General features: G+C 57.5%; 17 protein-coding genes. 4 read left to right on the top strand and 13 right to left on the bottom strand.

Going from position 1 to position 18,228, the window contains the following annotated elements; genetic code table 11:
• Positions 1-13 precede the first annotated feature (13 nt).
• Positions 14-904 carry a LysR family transcriptional regulator gene (locus ACO06L_RS20385; protein WP_202348705.1) on the bottom strand — a complete coding sequence of 297 codons (891 nt, stop codon included), beginning with the start codon at positions 902-904 and terminating at the stop codon, positions 14-16.
• A 104-nt stretch (positions 905-1,008) separates the two neighbouring features.
• On the opposite strand from ACO06L_RS20385, the gene ACO06L_RS20380 reads away from it, so the two are divergent.
• Together ACO06L_RS20380 and ACO06L_RS20375 are read left to right on the top strand one after the other, a co-directional pair.
• On the top strand, positions 1,009-1,449 hold the full coding sequence (locus ACO06L_RS20380; protein WP_202348704.1) for a DoxX family protein: 441 nt from the start codon (positions 1,009-1,011) through the stop codon (positions 1,447-1,449).
• A gap of 25 nt (positions 1,450-1,474) precedes the next feature.
• A complete protein-coding gene (locus ACO06L_RS20375; RefSeq protein WP_202348703.1) occupies positions 1,475-2,248 on the top strand; it encodes a DODA-type extradiol aromatic ring-opening family dioxygenase in 774 nt (257 codons plus the stop codon).
• A gap of 12 nt (positions 2,249-2,260) precedes the next feature.
• On the opposite strand, the gene ACO06L_RS20370 is transcribed toward ACO06L_RS20375, so the two are convergent.
• Together ACO06L_RS20370 and ACO06L_RS20365 are read right to left on the bottom strand one after the other, a co-directional pair.
• The gene (locus ACO06L_RS20370; RefSeq protein ID WP_202348702.1) at positions 2,261-5,365 is read right to left on the bottom strand and encodes an efflux RND transporter permease subunit; all 3,105 of its coding nucleotides are present in this window, start codon (positions 5,363-5,365) and stop codon (positions 2,261-2,263) included.
• Positions 5,362-6,522: an efflux RND transporter periplasmic adaptor subunit gene (locus tag ACO06L_RS20365; RefSeq protein WP_227716172.1), complete on the bottom strand. Its 1,161-nt coding sequence runs from the start codon at positions 6,520-6,522 to the stop codon at positions 5,362-5,364. The genes ACO06L_RS20370 and ACO06L_RS20365 overlap by 4 nt, the downstream gene beginning before the upstream one ends.
• A gap of 451 nt (positions 6,523-6,973) precedes the next feature.
• Here ACO06L_RS20365 and ACO06L_RS20360 point away from each other — a divergent pair, with 451 nt between their 5' ends.
• On the top strand, positions 6,974-7,426 hold the full coding sequence (locus ACO06L_RS20360) for a hypothetical protein (protein WP_202348701.1): 453 nt from the start codon (positions 6,974-6,976) through the stop codon (positions 7,424-7,426).
• An 8-nt stretch (positions 7,427-7,434) separates the two neighbouring features.
• Positions 7,435-7,962 (top strand): hypothetical protein, encoded by a 528-nt coding sequence (locus ACO06L_RS20355; RefSeq protein WP_064227243.1) that lies wholly within the window; start codon positions 7,435-7,437, stop codon positions 7,960-7,962.
• Between the two features lie 81 nt (positions 7,963-8,043).
• On the opposite strand, the gene ACO06L_RS20350 is transcribed toward ACO06L_RS20355, so the two are convergent.
• From ACO06L_RS20350 to ACO06L_RS20305, 10 genes are all read right to left on the bottom strand, one after another.
• Positions 8,044-9,039, bottom strand: coding sequence for a branched-chain amino acid ABC transporter permease (locus ACO06L_RS20350; RefSeq protein ID WP_064227242.1), 996 nt, complete (start codon positions 9,037-9,039; stop codon positions 8,044-8,046).
• 2 nt (positions 9,040-9,041) lie between these two features.
• Positions 9,042-9,929, bottom strand: coding sequence for a branched-chain amino acid ABC transporter permease (locus tag ACO06L_RS20345; protein ID WP_064227241.1), 888 nt, complete (start codon positions 9,927-9,929; stop codon positions 9,042-9,044).
• A 106-nt stretch (positions 9,930-10,035) separates the two neighbouring features.
• Entirely contained in the window at positions 10,036-11,247 is a 1,212-nt protein-coding gene (locus tag ACO06L_RS20340) for an ABC transporter substrate-binding protein (protein ID WP_064227240.1), read from the bottom strand.
• Between the two features lie 72 nt (positions 11,248-11,319).
• Positions 11,320-12,042: an ABC transporter ATP-binding protein gene (locus ACO06L_RS20335; protein WP_064227239.1), complete on the bottom strand. Its 723-nt coding sequence runs from the start codon at positions 12,040-12,042 to the stop codon at positions 11,320-11,322.
• Positions 12,039-12,842, bottom strand: a complete 804-nt coding sequence (locus ACO06L_RS20330; RefSeq protein ID WP_064227238.1) for an ABC transporter ATP-binding protein — start codon at positions 12,840-12,842, stop codon at positions 12,039-12,041. The genes ACO06L_RS20335 and ACO06L_RS20330 overlap by 4 nt, the downstream gene beginning before the upstream one ends.
• A 78-nt stretch (positions 12,843-12,920) precedes the next feature.
• A complete protein-coding gene (locus tag ACO06L_RS20325) occupies positions 12,921-13,724 on the bottom strand; it encodes an alpha/beta fold hydrolase (protein ID WP_202348700.1) in 804 nt (267 codons plus the stop codon).
• 4 nt (positions 13,725-13,728) lie between these two features.
• Positions 13,729-14,145, bottom strand: a complete 417-nt coding sequence (locus ACO06L_RS20320) for a PaaI family thioesterase (protein ID WP_202348699.1) — start codon at positions 14,143-14,145, stop codon at positions 13,729-13,731.
• Positions 14,142-15,791, bottom strand: coding sequence for an AMP-binding protein (locus tag ACO06L_RS20315; RefSeq protein ID WP_202348698.1), 1,650 nt, complete (start codon positions 15,789-15,791; stop codon positions 14,142-14,144). The genes ACO06L_RS20320 and ACO06L_RS20315 overlap by 4 nt, the downstream gene beginning before the upstream one ends.
• Before the next feature lie 173 nt (positions 15,792-15,964).
• Positions 15,965-17,026 carry a proline racemase family protein gene (locus ACO06L_RS20310; protein WP_202348697.1) on the bottom strand — a complete coding sequence of 354 codons (1,062 nt, stop codon included), beginning with the start codon at positions 17,024-17,026 and terminating at the stop codon, positions 15,965-15,967.
• Positions 17,026-18,168, bottom strand: a complete 1,143-nt coding sequence (locus tag ACO06L_RS20305; protein WP_202348696.1) for a zinc-binding dehydrogenase — start codon at positions 18,166-18,168, stop codon at positions 17,026-17,028. Before ACO06L_RS20305 ends, ACO06L_RS20310 begins: the two co-directional genes overlap by 1 nt.
• Positions 18,169-18,228 lie beyond the last annotated feature (60 nt).

Genomic DNA, 18,228 nt, shown 5'->3' with positions numbered 1-18,228 from the left:
CCCGCTCGCGCCATCACAGGGCATCGGGAAAGGCAGAGACAAGGTAGTCAACCAGCGCACGGACTTTGGGCGTAACGAACTTGCGGGTGGGATAGACGGCGTAAACGCCCAGCTCGGTGGAGCGATACTCCGGCATCAGCTCCACCAGCCGCCCGGCTTCCAGGTCTTTATGAACCAGAAATCCGGGCTGCAGCACGATGCCCTGGCCGGCCACGGCAGCGCCGCAGCATGTTTCGCCATTATTGGCGTACATCCATGGCCTCACGCGGACACTGGTGGCGCCATCGGGGCCTTCAAATGGCCAGTCGTTACCTGTGGTGAAGTTGCTGTAGCCAATAATCCTGTGGCTGGCCAGGTCTGCCGGTTTCACAGGGGAACCATGGGTGGCAATGTAATCCGGCGATGCACAAGCCATCAGCCGGGTGGAGGTTATCCGTCGGCTGACCAGCGTGGAGCTTTGCAGTGTGGCTATCCGGATGGCCAGATCAAAGCCTTCCTCGACGATATCCACCAGCCGGTCTGAAAGATCAATCGACAGCTCCACATCCGGGTAGCGGGCGTGAAATTCTCCCCACAAAGGTGCCAGGTGGCTGATTCCGAAGCTGACCGGCGCGTTCACCCTTAGCGTGCCTCTTGCGACATCATTGCGGGAGGTAATTTCCGCTTCTGCCTCTTCAACACCGGCCAGCAACTCCCGGCATCGGACATAAAACACCTCGCCCTCCCCCGTAAGCGACAGGCGGCGGGTGGTCCGCTGCAACAGCCGGACCCCTAGACGGGTTTCCAGCTCGCTGACATAACGCGAGACAGCGGCCTTGGACATCCCCAGGTTCTCCGACGCAGCCACAAAGCTCCCCGCCTCAACCACGGTGCAGAACGTCTGCATCTCCAGTAATCGATCCATTGTTTCTTTTTCCGGAACAGTTAATTCAATAAAGCTACGTTTATCCCGTTTATTGATATTTGTAAAGTACTCCCATGTTCGAAACACACCCAAGGAGATTCATCATGAACAACGCATTCTTGAACAAACTGATTGCCACTGATGCTGGCTGGGGCGCTCTGGCCCTTCGGATTCCGGTCGGTATCATTTTCGCCGCTCATGGCGCACAGAAACTGTTTGGCTGGTTTGGCGGCTACGGCCTGGAAGGTACAGGACAATGGATGGATTCCATCGGGCTGAGCCCCGGCTACCTGATGGCCCTGTTGGCCGGCAGTGCGGAGTTCTTTGGCGGCCTGGCTCTGATCATCGGCTTGCTGGTTCGGCCCGCCAGCGCGGTACTGGCATTCGCCATGTTGATCGCCATTTTCAGCGTTCATATCGGCAACGGCCTGTTCATGAGTAACAATGGTTACGAGTTTGGCTTGGCCTTACTTGCCGTATCCGTATCCCTGGTATTCAGCGGCGCAGGCCGCGCGTCCATTGACCGCGCGATTGCAGCCCGATAACTACCACTACCCGGAGGAGCAAATCATGAGTCTGTTTGTTTCCCACGGCGCTCCCACCTTCGCACTGGAGCCGGGCCTCGCTGGCCCGGCCCTGACAGAGCTGGGCAAACGCCTGACCCGGCCCGAAGCGGTGCTGGTGGTTTCACCACACTGGATGACGGAGGGAATCCGGGTAGGCGTCTCGGAAACACCTGAGACAATTCACGATTTTCGGGGCTTTCCAGCTGAACTCTATGACCTCGATTATCCGACAGCCGGCCACCCGGAACTGGCGCGAACCGCTCTGGCGTTGCTGGAGGCAGGGGGCTGGAAGGCCAGTGCTGACCAGACCCGGGGGCTGGATCACGGGGCCTGGGTGCCAATGATGCACCTTTTCCCCGATTACTCGGTTCCGGTATTTCAGGTCTCGATGCCAACGGATCTTGATCCTGAGTCAGCCTGGCAACTGGGCCAGACGCTGCAGCCACTCGAGCATGAGGGTGTGCTCGTCATCGGATCAGGCAGCCTCACCCACAACCTGTACGAAGTACGCTGGGGTGACCCGAACGCATCCGGGTATGCGCAGGAATTCACCGACTGGGTTCGTGCAAAAGTGAGAGCCGGCGACCACCGACAGCTGATCGCAACGCTGGATGCAGCCCCACACGCCCAACGGGCGCATCCCACCAGTGAGCATTTCCTGCCTCTGTTGGTGGCTGCCGGTGCGGCCGGGGAACAGCAACCCGGCGTGCTGATTGATGGCGGCATCGAACACGGCGTTCTGGCCATGGATGCCTTTGTTTTTCAGCATCCAGCCTGAACGGTCAGCGAACTACGCTGCCGGTTGGCGGCGGTCCCGAACAGACTGGATCCATTTGTAAAATACCGGGACCAGCAATGTGCCCAGAACGGTGGCGGCGACCATGCCACTGAGAACCGTGATACCGAGGCTTACCCGGCTTGCCGCCCCGGCGCCGCCGGCAAAGACCAGCGGTAGTACGCCAAGTACGAACGACAGGGCAGTCATCAATACCGCCCGGAAGCGCAGTACCGCCGCTTTCTGGGCCGCCTCGGCAGTCGACATACCTGATTGGCGCAACTGCATGGCGAACTCCACAATCAGAATGGCGGTTTTGGTGGAGAGCCCGATCAGCAATACCAGGCCCACCTGGGCGTAGATGTTGTTCGCCAGCCCCACCAGCCATAGCCCGGCCATGGCGCCGGAAAGGGCCAATGGCACGGCGCCAAGCACCGCTACCGGGAGAGTCCAGCTCTCGTATTGAGCCACCAGGAACAGGTACACGAACACCAGGGCCAGCAGGAAGATAACCGCTGCCAGATTACCCGCCTGTATTTCCTGCAGGCTCTGCCCGGCCCAGCTGAATTCATACCCTTGCGGCAGACTTTCTGACAGTTCTTCCATGGTCGCGATGGCGTCGCCACTGGCAAACCCTACTGCCGCCTCCCCGGAGATGGTTACCGAGCGCTTCAAGTTGAAATGCTGGATGCTTGAGGGCCCGAGCACCGGCTTGAGCGAGGCCAGCGTAGTCAGCGGCACCATGTCGCCATCCCGGTTGCGGACAAAGTAATGGGACAGGTCCTCAGGGCGTTGCCGGAATTCACCTTCGGCCTGCAGAAGCACCCGGTAGTTCTTGCCGAACCGGGTGAAGTCATTCACGTAGAGCGAGCCGAGCTGGGTCTGAAGGGTAGAGAAGATATCGGAGAGCTCGATACCCAGGGCCTTGGCCTTGTTCCTCTCAACCTCCAGTAGATATTGCGGAATGTTCGCGCGATAGGTGCTGTATACCCGGGATAGCTCTTCGCTCTGGTTGGCCTCGTAGATGAGGCCATTCATCACCTGCGCCAGTTCCGAAACGTCTCTACCCTGATTGTCCTGGAGACGGAAATCGAAACCGGATGAGGTTCCCAGACCCGGTATCGGAGGCGGGTTGAAGACCATCACCTGGGCCTCGGGGATTGTCCATAGCCTGGAATACAGCCTTGGAATCATCGCCCCCAGACCAAGACTGGCGTCTTCCCGCGCTTCCCAGTCCTTTAGCATAACAATCCCGAGACCATTGTTCGTGGCAGCGCCACCCAGTAATGAGAAGCCGGACACCGTAATGAAATCGGTCACTGCCGGATCTTCCAGAACCATGTCGGTGACTTTGCCAAGCACGGCTTCGGTGCGCTCGAGGGAAGCAGCATCGGGCAACTGCACATCCACGAACAGGAAGCCCTGATCCTCCGGCGGCACGAATGCCGAGGGCACTGATTTGAACAGGCCAGCACCGGCAACCAGGATCACCACCAGGGTAACGCCAACGAGAGCCCCTTTGCGAAGAAGTTGCACCACAAGCTTTGAGTAGCCACTGGTGGTCCGCGTAATCAGTACCTCGAAAGGCCGGAGCCAGCCAATGGCCTTGTCCCCGCTCCTGCCAAGCAGCGCAACGCACAGAGCCGGGCTCAGAGTGAGCGCGTTGATTGATGAGATGATCACCGCCACTGATATGGTGACCGAAAACTGCTGGTAGAGCTTGCCGGTAATCCCAGGCATGAACGCCACAGGGACGAACACTGCCAGCAATACCAGTGTGGTGGCAATCACGGGGCCTGTGACCTCGGCCATCGCCTTGGTGACCGCCTCGCGTATCGGCAGCTTCTCCTCGGCAAGGATGCGTTCCACGTTCTCGATCACCACAATGGCGTCGTCCACCACGATGCCAATGGCCAGAACCAGACCGAACAGCGTGATGGTATTGATGGAATAGCCAAGCACCGACATAACCGCAAAGGTGCCGATCAGAGAGACCGGGATGGCAATACTCGGGATCAGCGTGGCCCGCCAGTTCTGTAGGAACAGGAACACCACCAGGATCACCAGGCCGACGGCCTGGAACAGGGTCACGATGACTTCGCTGATGGAGCGGCTGATAAACTCCGTGGTGTCGTACAGAACGGTGTGATTCACACCCTCCGGAAAACTGACGGACGCCTCATCAACCAGTGCTTTTACCCGTTCTGCGACCTCCAGTGCATTGGCATCGGGCAGCTGGTAGATCACCAGGAATGCCGTGTCCTGATTGTTCAGTTTCGCGGTGGAGGTATAGGAACGGGAACCCAGCTCGATACGCCCGACGTCCCTGAGGCGCACAAAGCCGCCATCGGGCCGGGAGCGGAGAATGGTCTGGGCAAACTCTTCGGGGTCTGACAGGCGTTCCCGGGTCTGGATACTGTAAACGAACTGTTGGCCCGCAGGCACGGGCGGCTGGCCGAGTTTGCCGGCCGCGACAATCTGGTTCTGCTCACGGAGCGCGGCCGCAACCTCGGCAACGGTCACATCCAGTGAGGCCATCCGGCGGGGATCCAGCCAGACTCGCATGCTGTAATCCTTCGCGCCCATCACTTCCGCCGAACCCACGCCCGGCACCCGGCCAAGGGCTTCGACAAGGTTATTGGAGGCGTAGTTGCTGAGGAAGACACCGTCCAGGTCCGGTCGCTCGGAGGTCAGGTTGATACCCATCAGCATGTTGCCAGCCTGCTTGCTTACCACCACGCCCTGTCGCCGGACTTCATCGGGCAAAAACGGTTCCGCCAGGGCAACGCGGTTCTGGACGTTGACCTGGGCGATGTCTGTATCGGTGCCGCTCTCAAAAGTGAGCGTGATCTTGGCCGTGCCATCACTGGAGGCGGTGGACTCGATGTAGATCATGCCCTCCACCCCGTTCAGCTGTTGCTCTACCGGGCGGATAACCGCTTCCTCAACTACCTGGGCGCTGGCCCCGGGAAGCGATGCGGTCACCTGGATCTGGGGCGGGGCCATGTCCGGATACATGTTGACCGGCAGAATGCGTAACGCCAGTAGCCCGGCCAGGGTAATCAGTATGGAAATGACAAACGCGAACTTCGGTCGATGGATAAAAACCCGGCTGATCATTGGCTCGCCTCACCCGTCTGGATGAGCGCACCGGTTTGCGGGTCAATCTGTTTCTGAACAGCACTGACGGTAACTCCGGGCCGAACTTTCTGGAGGCCCTCCACAATCACCTGGTCACCGGCTTCGAGCCCTGAATTGACCACCAGCAGAGCTCCTTCCCGCGCGCCGGTCTGGATGAAGTGCTGGGCCACCTGATTCTGGTCATCAACCACCAGAACAAACTTTCCTTCAATGGTCTCCTGGACCGCTACCTGAGGGACAAGCACCTGGGCCTCACCTGACTGCCCCTCAACCCGGAGTGTCACGTACAGGCCTGGTACGAGGACCGCATCGGGATTGGGGAAGACTGCTCGCATGGCAACGGTGCCTGTGCTGGCATCGGTCTGCACATCAGCGAAATCGAGCACACCATCCTGCTCATAGCGCTCGCCATCCGGCAGTGTCAAAGAGAGCCCTAAAGACTTCGAAAACGCCTCGGCGGATTCAGCACCCCTCCGGCGAAAGCTGACAAAATCAGCTTCGTTGACCTGGAATTCAACGTAGACAGGGTCCGTCACCAGCACCGACGTGATGGGCCCGGTTGCAGGACTGACCACGGCTCCCACATCGTAATTCAGGCGCCCTATCCAGCCATCAAACGGGGCTCGTATTTCCGCATATTCCAGATTGGTATCGGCCTTCTGAACCGCCGCCTGGGCGGCCTTTAACCGACTTTCAGCCGCACTGAAACGGTCTTTGAGTTTGTCCAGGTCCGCGGCGGAGAGGAACCCTTTTTCTGACACTTCCTCTCCGCGCCTTAGGTTTCGGGTTGCGGACTCCAACTCGGCGCGGGCGGCGGCCAGTTCAGCATCCGCCTGCTGAAGATCAGCGCTCGCGCGAGTATCCTCAAGCCGGATCAGGAGTTCGCCCTGGCTGACTTTCGCTCCCTCGGTGAAAAGGATCTCCCGGATTTCTGCTTCAATGCGCGGCGTAATATCGGCTTTGGCAGAAGCCGCCGTTCTGGCAACAAAATCCCGGGAAGGCCGTATCTCGCTGGCCTCAAGCACCACCACAGAGACGGCGACGGGGTTGGTTTGTTTTTGTTCCTGAGGCTCAGAACAGCCAGTCAGCGTGATTGCGCCCCACACCAGAAGAAGGAGAACAGCCCCTTTTTTCAAACCTGCTTTCCATCTTGCAAAAAACGGCATTATTTCATCTCCTTGAATGGATACTTCCCAGTGGGAATAGCGAACGCCCGCACTAAGATTAGACAATGCCTTTATGGCAGGCCATTGAACATCCAATTTTTCTCAGCCGGGATAAGCCGGTCCAGTCTTATCCGGTTTCGATCAACAATTAGATGACCTCAAAACTTTGCTATATTTGCTTTGAATAGCGTCGGAACTGGAAAAAACAGTTCCATCCCTGGACTCGCCACGAATGGACTTGCCGATGAGACCGCCGATTTACCCTCGCTCTTTGCTCGCAATCATTTTCATTGCTCTTTTTCTTGCTGGATGCGCCTCAGGCCCGGAGGTGAAAAGTATCAGCAAGGCCCCGAATGTTTCTGATGCCCCCAGAAACCTTCTGGTCCTTGCCATCAGCCCGAAAGAAAACAACAGATCGCTCATGGAAGCAGCATTGGTCTCGCGGCTGCGCGCCGCAGGCTATGAGGCTGAAGCATATGGTCCGGCTCCATCCTTGCCCTGGAAGGATTCAGACGCACTTCGCGAGAAAGTCAAAGAGCGACTGCAGACGCAGACGGCCGACGGTGTTCTAACCGTCTCACTGGTGCGAAAAAACCGGCAGGTTGAGCATATTCCGAACCAGGTGGTGTTTAATCCTGTCGTCACCAATATTGGTGCGCTGGGGTCCGTCACCTACATGGAAACCATGACAATTCCGGACCGTTACGAGGAATCCACCGAATACATCCTGAGAACAACATTATTCGATACGGACTCTGGCACCGCCATCTGGCAAATGTTTTCCAGCACCATTGATCCGACATCGCTTGAGCGGGCAACCGAGGAGTTTTCTCGGGTTGCTGTGCGAGAGCTTCAAAAATCCTTCAAGGAATGAGCCAACACATGACCATCCACAAGACCGCAAAGTTCTCTGCCGTAATGTTGGGGTTGTCCCTGGCAGGATGTGCTTTTCAGGATACGCTGTCGCTTGGAGTTGACGATCCCTGCGCCTCACTGAAAGGCATCGTTGCTGACTACCCCTCAGGATTCGAGCAATACCGGGGCAGCCCAAACGGTTTCAGATCGGTTACTGTCTACAATGCGAAGGAGCAGTTGATAAAGGGACACTGCGAAATCTGGAGTTGGGCAAATAACGACAGCGCCTACGTCTGCTCCGGCAACACCCCCAATGACGAGGTTGCCACCACGAGGTACGACGCGGCCGTCAACTGGATGGGGCAGTGCCTGGGTGAGAGCTGGGCAAGCGAGGAAGGCGAAAGAACGCGAGATGGAGAGAATGCCGGGATGGTAACCCGGTTTCGCTCGTCCGAAGCTGGCAAACCGAATGTGTCGGTTCACAGGGTAGCATTCCGCGGAGATTCCGCGGTTTATGTCTATGTGGGGACACCCAGTCGGTTGGCCGAGTTCTAGCCAAAGAAACGCAACCAGCTGAACAATGAAAAGGGCCACCGCGACAGGTGGCCCTTTTTGTTTTCCGGACTGACGAGGGGGTCAACCCAGGTTCTTTTTCACGAACTTCTGGACCTCTCCCACGATACCGCTGCGGAATGCCAGTACCGTCAGGACGAAAATTCCCCCGAGGATTGGGTCCACCCAGTCACGCAGGGCACCCTGGGACAACTGGTACTCGATATTCACCACAAAGGTGGCACCAACCACCGGGCCCAGCAGGGTTCCCATACCGCCAACCAGAGTCATCAGGATAACCTCGCCCGACATGTGCCAATGGGCATCGTTCAGGGAAGCCAACTGGAACACCACGGATTTCATGGAACCAGCGAGACCGGCCAGGGCCGCCGAAATTACAAACGCGAGCACCTTGTAACGGTCCACGTTGTAACCCAGTGAAACGGCACGGGGTTCGTTCTGCTTGATAGCCTTCAGAACCTGGCCAAACGGGCTGCTGACGATGCGCTGTACCAGCAGGTAGCAGGCGATGAACACCACCAGAACGAAGTAGTACATGTTCAGGTTGTCTTCGAGATTGATAAAGCCCAACAGCTCACCACGGGGAATGCCATGCATACCGTCTTCACCACCCGTGAACTCAGACTGGACGAAGAAGAAGAACACAAGCTGCGCAAGCGCGAGGGTTACCATCGCGAAATAGATACCCTGGCGACGAATCGACAGCAGGGCAAAGCCCGTGCCCAGCGCCGTGGCCGCAAGCGTTCCCGCGATGATACCCATCTCTGTGGTGAGCCCGCTGTAATTACTGAGCAGATAACCGGTGGTGTAACCACCTGTGGCCAGGAAGGCCGCGTGCCCGAATGACAACAGTCCGGTGAAACCGAACAAAAGGTTGAACGCCACCGCAAACAGCGCGAAGCACAGGATCTTCATCAGGAAGACCGGATAGATCATGAATGGCGCGGCAAGCAGGATGAGCAGCAGCACGCCGTTCAGCATCATCTTTTTGCGATCCTGGGCGGCCTGTTCCTCAACGATAGCCTTGTGAATGTCGGCGGAATTGACTGGCTGATTCATGTTTATGCCTCCTTACCGAACAAGCCACTGGGCCGGAACATAAGAACCAGAACCATGACCAGGAAGATGACCGCCGAGGATGCCGGCGGGTAGAAGGTTTTGGTAAGCCCTTCAATAACGCCCATCAGAATACCGGTGATAATGGCACCGCCGATGGAGCCCATACCGCCGATGACCACCACGGCGAATACCGTAATCAGTGTGGCTGACCCCATGACAGGAGTCACCGAATAAATGGGCGCGGCCAGAACACCGGCGAAGGCTGCCAGCGCAACACCAAACCCGTAGGTGAGGCTGATCAGAAGCGGCACGTTAATGCCAAAACCCTGCATCAACTGGGAATCTTCAGTACCGGCCCGCAGATAGGCGCCCAGCTTGGTTTTCTCAATCACGAACCAGGTTCCAAAGCAGACCACCAGGGCCGCTACGATGACCCACGCCCGATAATATGGCATGAACATGAAGCCGAGGTTCACGCCGCCCTTGAACACGTCAGGCATGGTGTAGCGAAGACCGGAAACCCCGAACCAGTTCACCAGTACACCCGAGATGATCAGCGCGACACCAAACGTCAGTAGCAGGCTGTATATGTGATCCTGCCCCGCGATGCGACGCAGCAGAAAATATTCAATGGCGACACCGAAGGCACCAACCAGAAGTGGCGCTAACAATAAGGCGACCCAGTAGTTCACGCCCAGATAGTCGAACATTAGGACGGTGGTCATGGCGCCGAGCATATACATGGCGCCATGGGCGAAATTGATGATCTTCAGCAGACCGAAGATGACCGCGAGCCCAAGGCTCAAAAGGGCGTAAAAGGCGCCGTTGATTATTCCGATCAGGAGCTGGCCGGATAGCACAGCTAAAGGGACGCCGAAAATCATGGACATTGGGCTAACTCCAGAAGCAGCACAGGGATTGTTTTTTGGCTTTGTTCTTTTCCGTTCTCATGGGTTCGCCCTGCCCTGTTGCAGGACGAACCCAAAACGGTCGCTTTTAGTTATTGACCAGTTTGCACTTGCTCTCGGAGAGCGGACGGTAAGACTCTTCGGCCGGGATGGTCCGCAGGATCTTGTACAGATCCCACTCGTTCTTGGACTCGGCCGGGGTCTTCACTTCCGCCAGGTACATATCATGCACCATGCGGCCATCAACACGGATCTTGCCGTTCTTGGCAAACATGTCATTGATGGGGGTATCCATCATCTGCTTGCGCACAGTCTGGGCATCGTCAGAACCGGTCGCCTCAACAGCTTTCAGGTACTGCATGGTGCTTGAATAGATACCTGCGTGAACCATGGTCGGACGAACGCCGGTTTCTTCCATGAAGCGATCAGACCACTCGCGGGTATCATCATTCATGTCCCAGTACCAACCGGTGGTGAGCTGAATGCCCTGGGCCGTCTGCGCACCGAGCGCGTGAACGTCGGTCAGGAACAGCAGAAGTGCAGCCAGAGTCTGGCCAGACTGGGTTACACCGAACTCACTGGCGGTGGTGATGGCGTTGGTGGTATCAGCGCCTGCGTTTGCCAGACCGATAACATCAGCACCAGATGCCTGAGCCTGGAGGATGAACGATGAGAAGTCCTGGGTCGGGAACGGATGGCGCACAGCACCAACAATTTCACCACCGTTGGCTTCAACAACGCGTGTTACATCGCCTTCCAGTGCATGACCGAAGGCGTAGTCGGCAGTCAGCATGTACCAGGTTTTGCCACCCTCTTTAACGACCGCACTGGCAGTACCGTTGGCCAGCGGGTAGGTGTCGTAAACATAGTGGATGTGGTTGGGGGTACAGTGTTCGTTGGTAATGCTGGAAGCAGCTGAACCGGAGATGATCCCCAGGCGATCGTTCTCTTCCAGGATTTTGCTCACGGCAATGGAAACAGAGGAAGCGACCATACCAGCTACGAGGTCTACGTCCTCGTTCTCAACCCAGCGACGAACGGTGCTGGAGGAAGTATCCGGGCTGTTACGGTCATCGGCGCTGACCACTTCGATCTTGGCACCGTTTACCTGCCCGCCAAAATCAGCGATGGCCATTTCCAGAGCCTTCAGGCCATTTGGTCCTGCCAGGTCACGGTAAGTGCCGGACATGTCCGCCAGATAACCGATCTTGACCGTGTCGTTGGAAATGGCCGCCTGGGCTCCGCCTGCCATCATGGCTGATGCAACGGCTGATGTCAGAAGCTTTTTCATCATTGTCATTGTTGTATCTCCGCTACTGTCTTGCGTTGGTTCGGGTTGTTGTTACTTTTCTTGCTCTCGTCCTATCCGGGATCAGACCCCCAAATAGCTATCCAGCACCGACTGCTTTGCACTCAGTTCGTTGGCGCTGACTTCTTCCACAATCTGACCGTGCTCAACAACGTAATGACGGTCGGCTAACGGTGCTGCGAAGTGGAAATTCTGTTCGACCAGGACAATGGTCAGGCCCTTGTTTTTCAGGGCAATGAGGACCTCTCCCAGCTTTTCTACAATAACCGGCGCCAGGCCCTCGGTGATCTCGTCAAGCAACAGCATATTGGCGCCGGTGCGCAGAATCCGCGCCATGGCCAGCATCTGCTGCTCACCACCGGACAGCTTGGTGCCCTGGCTGAAGCGTCGTTCATAGAGGTTGGGGAACATGTTGTAGATTTCTTCCAGACTCATGCCGCCGCTTCGCACGACCGGTGGCAGTGTCAGGTTCTCCTGAACACTGAGTGAGGAAAAAATGCCCCGATGTTCGGGGCAATACCCGACACCCAACCTGGCAATATGATGAGGCGCACAGGACATTGTCTCCTCACCATTGATCATAATGGAGCCGGTTCGACGGCCAACCATATTCATGATGGCTTTAAGCGTTGTGCTTCGGCCCGCGCCATTGCGGCCCAACAAAGTCACCAGCTCTCCCCGGTTCACGACCATGTCGATGCCGTGGAGGATGTGAGATTCGCCGTAAAAGGCATGCAATCCGGACAGACGGAGCTGTTCGTACTCGCGATCGGATTTCGTGGTCATTGCGCTGCCTCCGCCTGATCACTGTCGGCGGTGGTGCCGCGCTCTCCGCTACCATCACTCCCCATATAAACCTCGCGAACCCGTGGATCGCTGGAAACCGTTGCGTAGTCGCCTTCGGTCAGAACGGCACCCTGGGCCAGCACGGTGATGCGATCACACAGCTTGCTGACCACACTGAGGTTGTGCTCAACCATCAGGACAGTTCGCCCCTCCGCAGCCTTGCGTACCAGTTCCACAACGCGATCAACGTCTTCCGAACCCATGCCCTGGGTCGGCTCGTCGAGCAACAGCAGTTGGGGCTCCATGGCAAGCGTGGTCGCCAGTTCCAGCGCCCGTTTGCGGCCATAAGCCAGCTCTACTGTGGTGGTGTTGGCGAATTCAGCCAGGCCCACTGCATCCAGAAGCTCCATGCAACGCTGGTTGAGCTTGTGCAGCGAATTACCGGATTTCCAGAAACTGAAGGAGGTGCCCTCGAAGGTCTGTAAGGCAACCCGGATGTTCTCCAGCGCGGTCATGTGTGGGAATACGGCTGAGATCTGAAAAGAACGAACAATGCCTTGGCGGGCAATAGCGGCGGACTTCATGGTGGTGATGTCCTGACCCTTGAACAGGATCTGGCCCCGGGTCGGGATCAGGAATTTGGTGAGCAGATTGAAGACCGTAGTCTTGCCGGCACCATTGGGACCGATCAGGGCGTGAATGTGGCCTTTCTGAACCTTGAGGTTCACGTCGTCGACCGCAACAAAGCCCTTGAATTCTTTGACAAGGTTACGGGTCTCCAGAACGTACTGTTCACTCATGAGCCAATCTACCTTTGTTATTGTTGTGCGTTTTATCTGACTACCAGATTAGATTGACGTATACGTAAACGTCAACACTTAATTGCAGTTTTTAAGTACACTCTCGCTACGCAAAAAGTCGTATAGAAGGTCTACTACCTGGTCCTGCTTTTCCAGGTGCGGCGAGTGCCCAGCGTCTTCAAGAGAAACCCCGCGGGCATTTTCCCCGATACCTGCGACAATATCGGTTACCTGCTCAGGCACGCCGTATTCATCGTTCTCCCCCTGAATGATGATAGCCGGACATTCGATGGCCGCCAGCCAGTGACTGAAATCCATGGCTGCATGGAAACCTTCGTCTCGCCAGACTGTCTGCCAGGCGTTGAACAGGTCGTCTGTCCGGTTACCGTGATAGCGGGCCAAACGATCCCGTATATCCGTCTCCCGGTAGCGAACGGCCATCTCTTCTATGCCAGCGAGAGTGAGGTGATCCGCATAGATGTGTGCGGCCATGGTTATCAGAGCCTTCACACGGCCATTCAATTCGCCGGCAGCCACGAGGGCAATGGAACCGCCGTCGCTGTGCCCTATCAGCACAACTTCCTCGATTTCGAGCTTGTCCAGCAACCGGGGCAACCAACGATGGCCGGCAACCTCAAGATAATCGTAAGGGCGAGGGAGTTCTTCGTCGGAAGAATGGCCATAGCCCTGCCGATTGTAGATCAGCGCATCACAGCCAGTGGCTTTCGCCAGTTTTTCCGGGAACTTCCGCCACAGAGCGATGCTGCCAAGGGATTCATGGAGAAAAACCAGCACCGGCCCTTTCCGTTCCGCGTGCTGGATCCGCCTCACTTCCAGCTCAACACCGTCGCCTACCGGCACCATCATGTCACGAATCTGCATGGAGTTACCGGTTTGGAGGAATTGAGTAGGTCATGGTGGAGTGGGCCACCGGCTCTTCCGCGCCTTCAGAGTATACAAACACCTCACCCACACCCATGGTGCGGCCCACTTTGAGCATGGTGGCCCGGGCCCAGATGGGCTGGTGGGCCACCGGCTTGCGCAGAAAATTAATGTTCAGATTGGTGGTCACCGCCAGTGGCACCAGGCCAATCTTGCTCAACAGCGCGGCATACAGGGTAACGTCTGCCAACCCCATCATGGCCGGCCCGGAGACCGTGCCCCCGGGCCTGAGATGCGCCTCATCCACGTCCAGCTTCATCTCTGCCCAGCCATCCCCGAGCTTCTGCAGGGTGCCATAGGCTTCCCCCTGCGGAAACTGCTCGTCAAGGAAGGCCTGCAGCTCTTCAAACGTAATGATCATGCGCCGATTTCTTCCTTGGCCTGATTACGCAGAACGAACCGCTGGATTTTTCCACTGGGTGTCTTGGGCAGCTCATCAACAAACTCAATTTCCCGGGGGAAGGCGTGGGTAGAGAGCCTGCGGCGCACCAGTTCCTGAAGCTCATCTTTCAGGGCCTGCTCGTCTCCAAGAGCGTAATCGCCCTTGATCACCACATAAGCTTTGATGATGGAACCGCGCTTTTCGTCCGGCTTGCCAACGACACCTGACTCCGCCACAGCGGCGTGCTCAAGCAGTGTACTTTCGACGTCTGCCGGACCAACCCGGTAGCCGGCGGTGGTGATGATGTCATCGTCCCGGCCGCTGAATGAGAAGTTGCCATTGCCGTGGTTGATCACCATGTCGCCAGTGAGGTAGTAGCCGTTTACGAACGGGTCCTTTTCACCCCAGGTGTAGCCATCGAAGTGGAACAGCGGGGAGGCTTTTACATCGACAGCCAGCTGACCGACTTCGCCCTCGCCCACTTCCTCGTTCTTCTCGTTCAGAGCGACGACTTTATGGCCAGGGGAGGCATAGCCCATGGAACCTTCGCGAACAGGGTGCTCAAGGCCGTGGAAATTGCAGCAGGTCATGCCGGTTTCGGTCTGGCCGTAGTGATCTTTCACCGGGCAGAAGTGGCGGTTGCGAATCCAGTTCACCACTTCCGGGTTAAGAGGTTCGCCGGCACTGCTGGCAACACGCAGGCCGAGGTTCTCGCCTTCCGGCAGCACGTGATCGTTGGCCTTGAGCAGGCGGTAGGCAGTGGGCGCCGCAGCCAGGTTGGTGATCTTGTACTTCCGGATCATGTCGTAGGTGGATTCCGGGGTAAATCCGCCGGGATTGAAGTGGGTCGCATACCCCATCAGTAGTGGGCCTACTACGGCATAGTAAAGACCGTAAGCCCAGCCGGGATCGGCCACGTTCCAGAATTTGTCGCCGTCTTGCAGATCAATGGCGTACTTCATGTAGACGTAGAAGGCCAACAGCGCCTTGGCGGGAACAGCAACACCCTTGGATTTACCCACGGTGCCGGAGGTGAACATCTGGAGGAACGGATCGTCGCCCTTGATCATGACAGGCTCGAACTCACTGGACTGGGCCGCCAGGGTCTCCCGGAAATCAGGGATGTCTGCGCCAATCTCACTGGCGTTGACGCCCACCACCGGCGGGCAGACTTTGACGTCGTTCAGCTTGGGATAGTTCTCCGGGTTGGTCACCACCAGCTTGGTGCTGGCCCGCTCAAAACGGTATTCGATCGCACCGGAACCAAACGCCGTGAACAGTGGCTGATACACGGCACCGGCACGGAGGGTCCCGGCGATAACGATCAGCAGCTCCGGTGTGCGCGGCAGGAGTGCAGCCACCCGGTCGCCCTTGCCGATGCCCTGGGATTTCAGGTAATTGGCGAACCGTGCAGAGGCTTCTTTCAACTCGGCGAAGGTCAGCGTGCCGTCACCGCCATCCTCTGTTTCGTAGTAAAGGGCAACCCGACTGGGGTCATCCGCCCACTTGTCGCAGATTTCGTGGCACACGTTGAGCCCGCTATCCAGACGTCCATCCAGGATGTCCGCTTCCAGAGCAGCAGGATCGAAGTTGTTGTAAACGTCGGTATATTCCGGAAGGCTCATTCTCAACTCCTGTTGTTTTTATCATTGAAAGCACGGGTCAAGGTTTAGCACAGGCTTCACTTTACGTAAAGGTAAACTTTAGACCAAAAAGGAAGAAATCCGGCTGGTTTTATGAGATGGGAAACCAGGCGCAGCGGGCCCGCCGCGCCCGGGGCAGGGATCCGAAAAGGGCCTCAGGATTGAGGGGTAATTTTTCCGGTATGGCGGCTGGACAGAATGTGGTGGAGGGATCCGCACTCAACCATGGGATCATCGCAGTTGACCACAATATCGGAGCGGGCGATGACATAGCCCTTGCCGGTGATGCTGTTCTTGATCACCTGGTACTCGCCCTCCTCCTCGACGGAGGTAAATTCCCCGATAAAACCCGTCTCTCTCAGGGAAACGGTCTCGAGCTTGTCGCCCGGCTTTATGCTGCCTTCGTAATTCATCAGCGCCAGGCGGGCGGAGGTGCCGGTGCCCGTTGTGCTCCGGCAGATCACACCGGGATGCACATAGGTTGCGGACCGTGACCGGTAATAGCCCTCTGCCACATGCTCCACCGGCCCCATGAAGTGGAGGAACGGCAACGGCCCCACATCGCCAAGGGTGTAATGGGAGAAGCCCCGCTCGGCTTGGATGGCCTCAACGATGGCGTGGGCGGTTTCCGACAGCTTGCGCTCTTCGTCCAGGGTCAGATCAAAGCCCAGACTGGACGCGTCCACCAACGCATAAAAGCCGCCACTGTAGGCAACACTGTAGGTAATCTCACCCAGCGAGGGCACGTCGATGGTGGCCTTGTAGGTGTGGATATAGCTGGGCAACCCCTCACAGGTGATGGCTTCCACCACGCCGTCGTGCACCGTCGCCTCGATCTGAACCAGGCCAGCGGGAGACTCCAGGAGAAAATTCTGTTTGCCTTCCTGTTTCGGCACGATGCCCGATTCCAGCACTGCAGTGGCCGTACAGATGGTATTGGAGCCTGAGTATATGGGGTAACCCATGACTTCCATGATGATGTAACCGGCTGCGGCCCGGGGATCCGTTGGCGGCACTAGCAAATCCACGGACATTTCCGGCACGCCGTATGGTTCTTCCAACAAAAGCCGGCGCAGGCCATCGGCGTCATCCCGCAGGTACTCCATCTGCGCCCGAACGGTATCGCCGGGCAACAGATCAATCCCGCCGGTCACGATCCGGCTGACATCACCGCCGGCGTGGGTATCCATCAACTGAATGGTCAGTTCCGGTTTCATCAGGCGCTCTCCAGAGACCAGGGTTGGCCGTGTTCTTCCCATTTTGAGTCGGGAACGATCACGATCTTGCCGAGATAATTACTACCCCGGTTCACGAAATACTCTTCTGCCCGATGCAGATCGGAGAGTTTGAAGGCACCGTGCAGAACCGGTTTCAGCTGCCCTCCCCGGATCCACGCCATCAGTTGTTCCGCCTCTTCCCGGGTGCCATGGGATACCCCGAAAATCTGCACCTGGTACAGGTAGATCCGGGTCCACAGAATCTCGCTGATATTGCCGCCGCTGGCGCCGGCAATACTGAGTCGCGGGTAGGTGCTGCGGGCGTTCATATCAAAGATCATGGTGTCGATGAACACATCGGTCATCTCACCGCCGACCAGGTCCATTACCGCATCGATGGGTTTGCCACCGGTTTCCGCTTTCACACGATCCACAAAACTGTCCATATCAGACCGATCCAGCACGGCCTCGGCACCCAACTCAAGGAGAGCCGACGCCTTGTCCTGTTTGCTGAGAGCGTAGGGAATGGCCCCCATGATCCGGCAAAGCTGGATCAGGGCCGTGCCGACACCGCCACTGGCACCGGTAACCAGCACCCGCTCGCCGGCGCTGATGTTGGCCGAAGTAAGCATGTGCATGGCAGTCTGATAGGAACACATCCCCATGGACGCGACTTCGGCATCGGCCAACTCGGCGTTGGGTATGTGGTGGAACTGGTCGGACGGGAGCGCTACATATTCCGCATAGCCGCCATCGGCACCGTGCCCGAAGTAATCGGGTGTGAGGTTGATGTCCCGCCGGTCATTGGCGTAAATGTTGAAATCCAGCAGTCCCCGCTCGCCGATACGAGACTCGTCCACACCGTCACCAACAGCCACAACACGCCCGGCGATGTCTGCCCCCTGAATCCGCGGAAAAACCAGCGTGGGCTTTCCGCCCATCTGGAAGGATGTCATTTCGCCTTTTTTGGTGGGGTACAGCCCTTCCCGCGCTTTGCGGTCGGTGTTGTTCTTCGCCGTAGCCGTCACCTGGACAAGCACCTCTCCCGGTCCGGGAGCAGGAACAGACACGTCCTGATACTCCAGTTTATCGACATCACCGTGACCGGTCAGAACCATGGCTTTCATGGTGTTCGGGATCATGGGCTGACGATCCTCCCTGTTTGCTGAATTTCGGGTATCCAGAGAGGATAGGTGAGTTTC

The organism is Marinobacter sp. (assembly GCF_965229985.1).
GTDB lineage: Bacteria > Pseudomonadota > Gammaproteobacteria > Pseudomonadales > Oleiphilaceae > Marinobacter.
The sequence above is the reverse complement of the archived record's forward strand: the minus strand, read 5'-3'. Positions and strand labels throughout refer to the sequence as shown.

Excerpts from the sequence above, each read along its gene's own strand:
- ACO06L_RS20320 (WP_202348699.1), bottom strand. The coding sequence starts at position 14,145 with ATGATCATTACGTTTGAAGAGCTGCAGGCCTTCCTTGACGAGCAGTTT.
- ACO06L_RS20325 (WP_202348700.1), bottom strand. The coding sequence starts at position 13,724 with ATGCAGATTCGTGACATGATGGTGCCGGTAGGCGACGGTGTTGAGCTG.
- ACO06L_RS20310 (WP_202348697.1), bottom strand. The coding sequence starts at position 17,026 with ATGAAACCGGAACTGACCATTCAGTTGATGGATACCCACGCCGGCGGT.
- ACO06L_RS20350 (WP_064227242.1), bottom strand. The coding sequence starts at position 9,039 with ATGAATCAGCCAGTCAATTCCGCCGACATTCACAAGGCTATCGTTGAG.
- ACO06L_RS20385 (WP_202348705.1), bottom strand. The coding sequence starts at position 904 with ATGGATCGATTACTGGAGATGCAGACGTTCTGCACCGTGGTTGAGGCG.
- ACO06L_RS20345 (WP_064227241.1), bottom strand. The coding sequence starts at position 9,929 with ATGTCCATGATTTTCGGCGTCCCTTTAGCTGTGCTATCCGGCCAGCTC.
- ACO06L_RS20330 (WP_064227238.1), bottom strand. The coding sequence starts at position 12,842 with ATGAGTGAACAGTACGTTCTGGAGACCCGTAACCTTGTCAAAGAATTC.
- ACO06L_RS20340 (WP_064227240.1), bottom strand. The coding sequence starts at position 11,247 with ATGACAATGATGAAAAAGCTTCTGACATCAGCCGTTGCATCAGCCATG.
- ACO06L_RS20370 (WP_202348702.1), bottom strand. The coding sequence starts at position 5,365 with ATGATCAGCCGGGTTTTTATCCATCGACCGAAGTTCGCGTTTGTCATT.
- ACO06L_RS20375 (WP_202348703.1), top strand. The coding sequence starts at position 1,475 with ATGAGTCTGTTTGTTTCCCACGGCGCTCCCACCTTCGCACTGGAGCCG.
- ACO06L_RS20335 (WP_064227239.1), bottom strand. The coding sequence starts at position 12,042 with ATGACCACGAAATCCGATCGCGAGTACGAACAGCTCCGTCTGTCCGGA.
- ACO06L_RS20360 (WP_202348701.1), top strand. The coding sequence starts at position 6,974 with ATGGAAGCAGCATTGGTCTCGCGGCTGCGCGCCGCAGGCTATGAGGCT.
- ACO06L_RS20305 (WP_202348696.1), bottom strand. The coding sequence starts at position 18,168 with ATGATCCCGAACACCATGAAAGCCATGGTTCTGACCGGTCACGGTGAT.
- ACO06L_RS20380 (WP_202348704.1), top strand. The coding sequence starts at position 1,009 with ATGAACAACGCATTCTTGAACAAACTGATTGCCACTGATGCTGGCTGG.
- ACO06L_RS20355 (WP_064227243.1), top strand. The coding sequence starts at position 7,435 with ATGACCATCCACAAGACCGCAAAGTTCTCTGCCGTAATGTTGGGGTTG.
- ACO06L_RS20315 (WP_202348698.1), bottom strand. The coding sequence starts at position 15,791 with ATGAGCCTTCCGGAATATACCGACGTTTACAACAACTTCGATCCTGCT.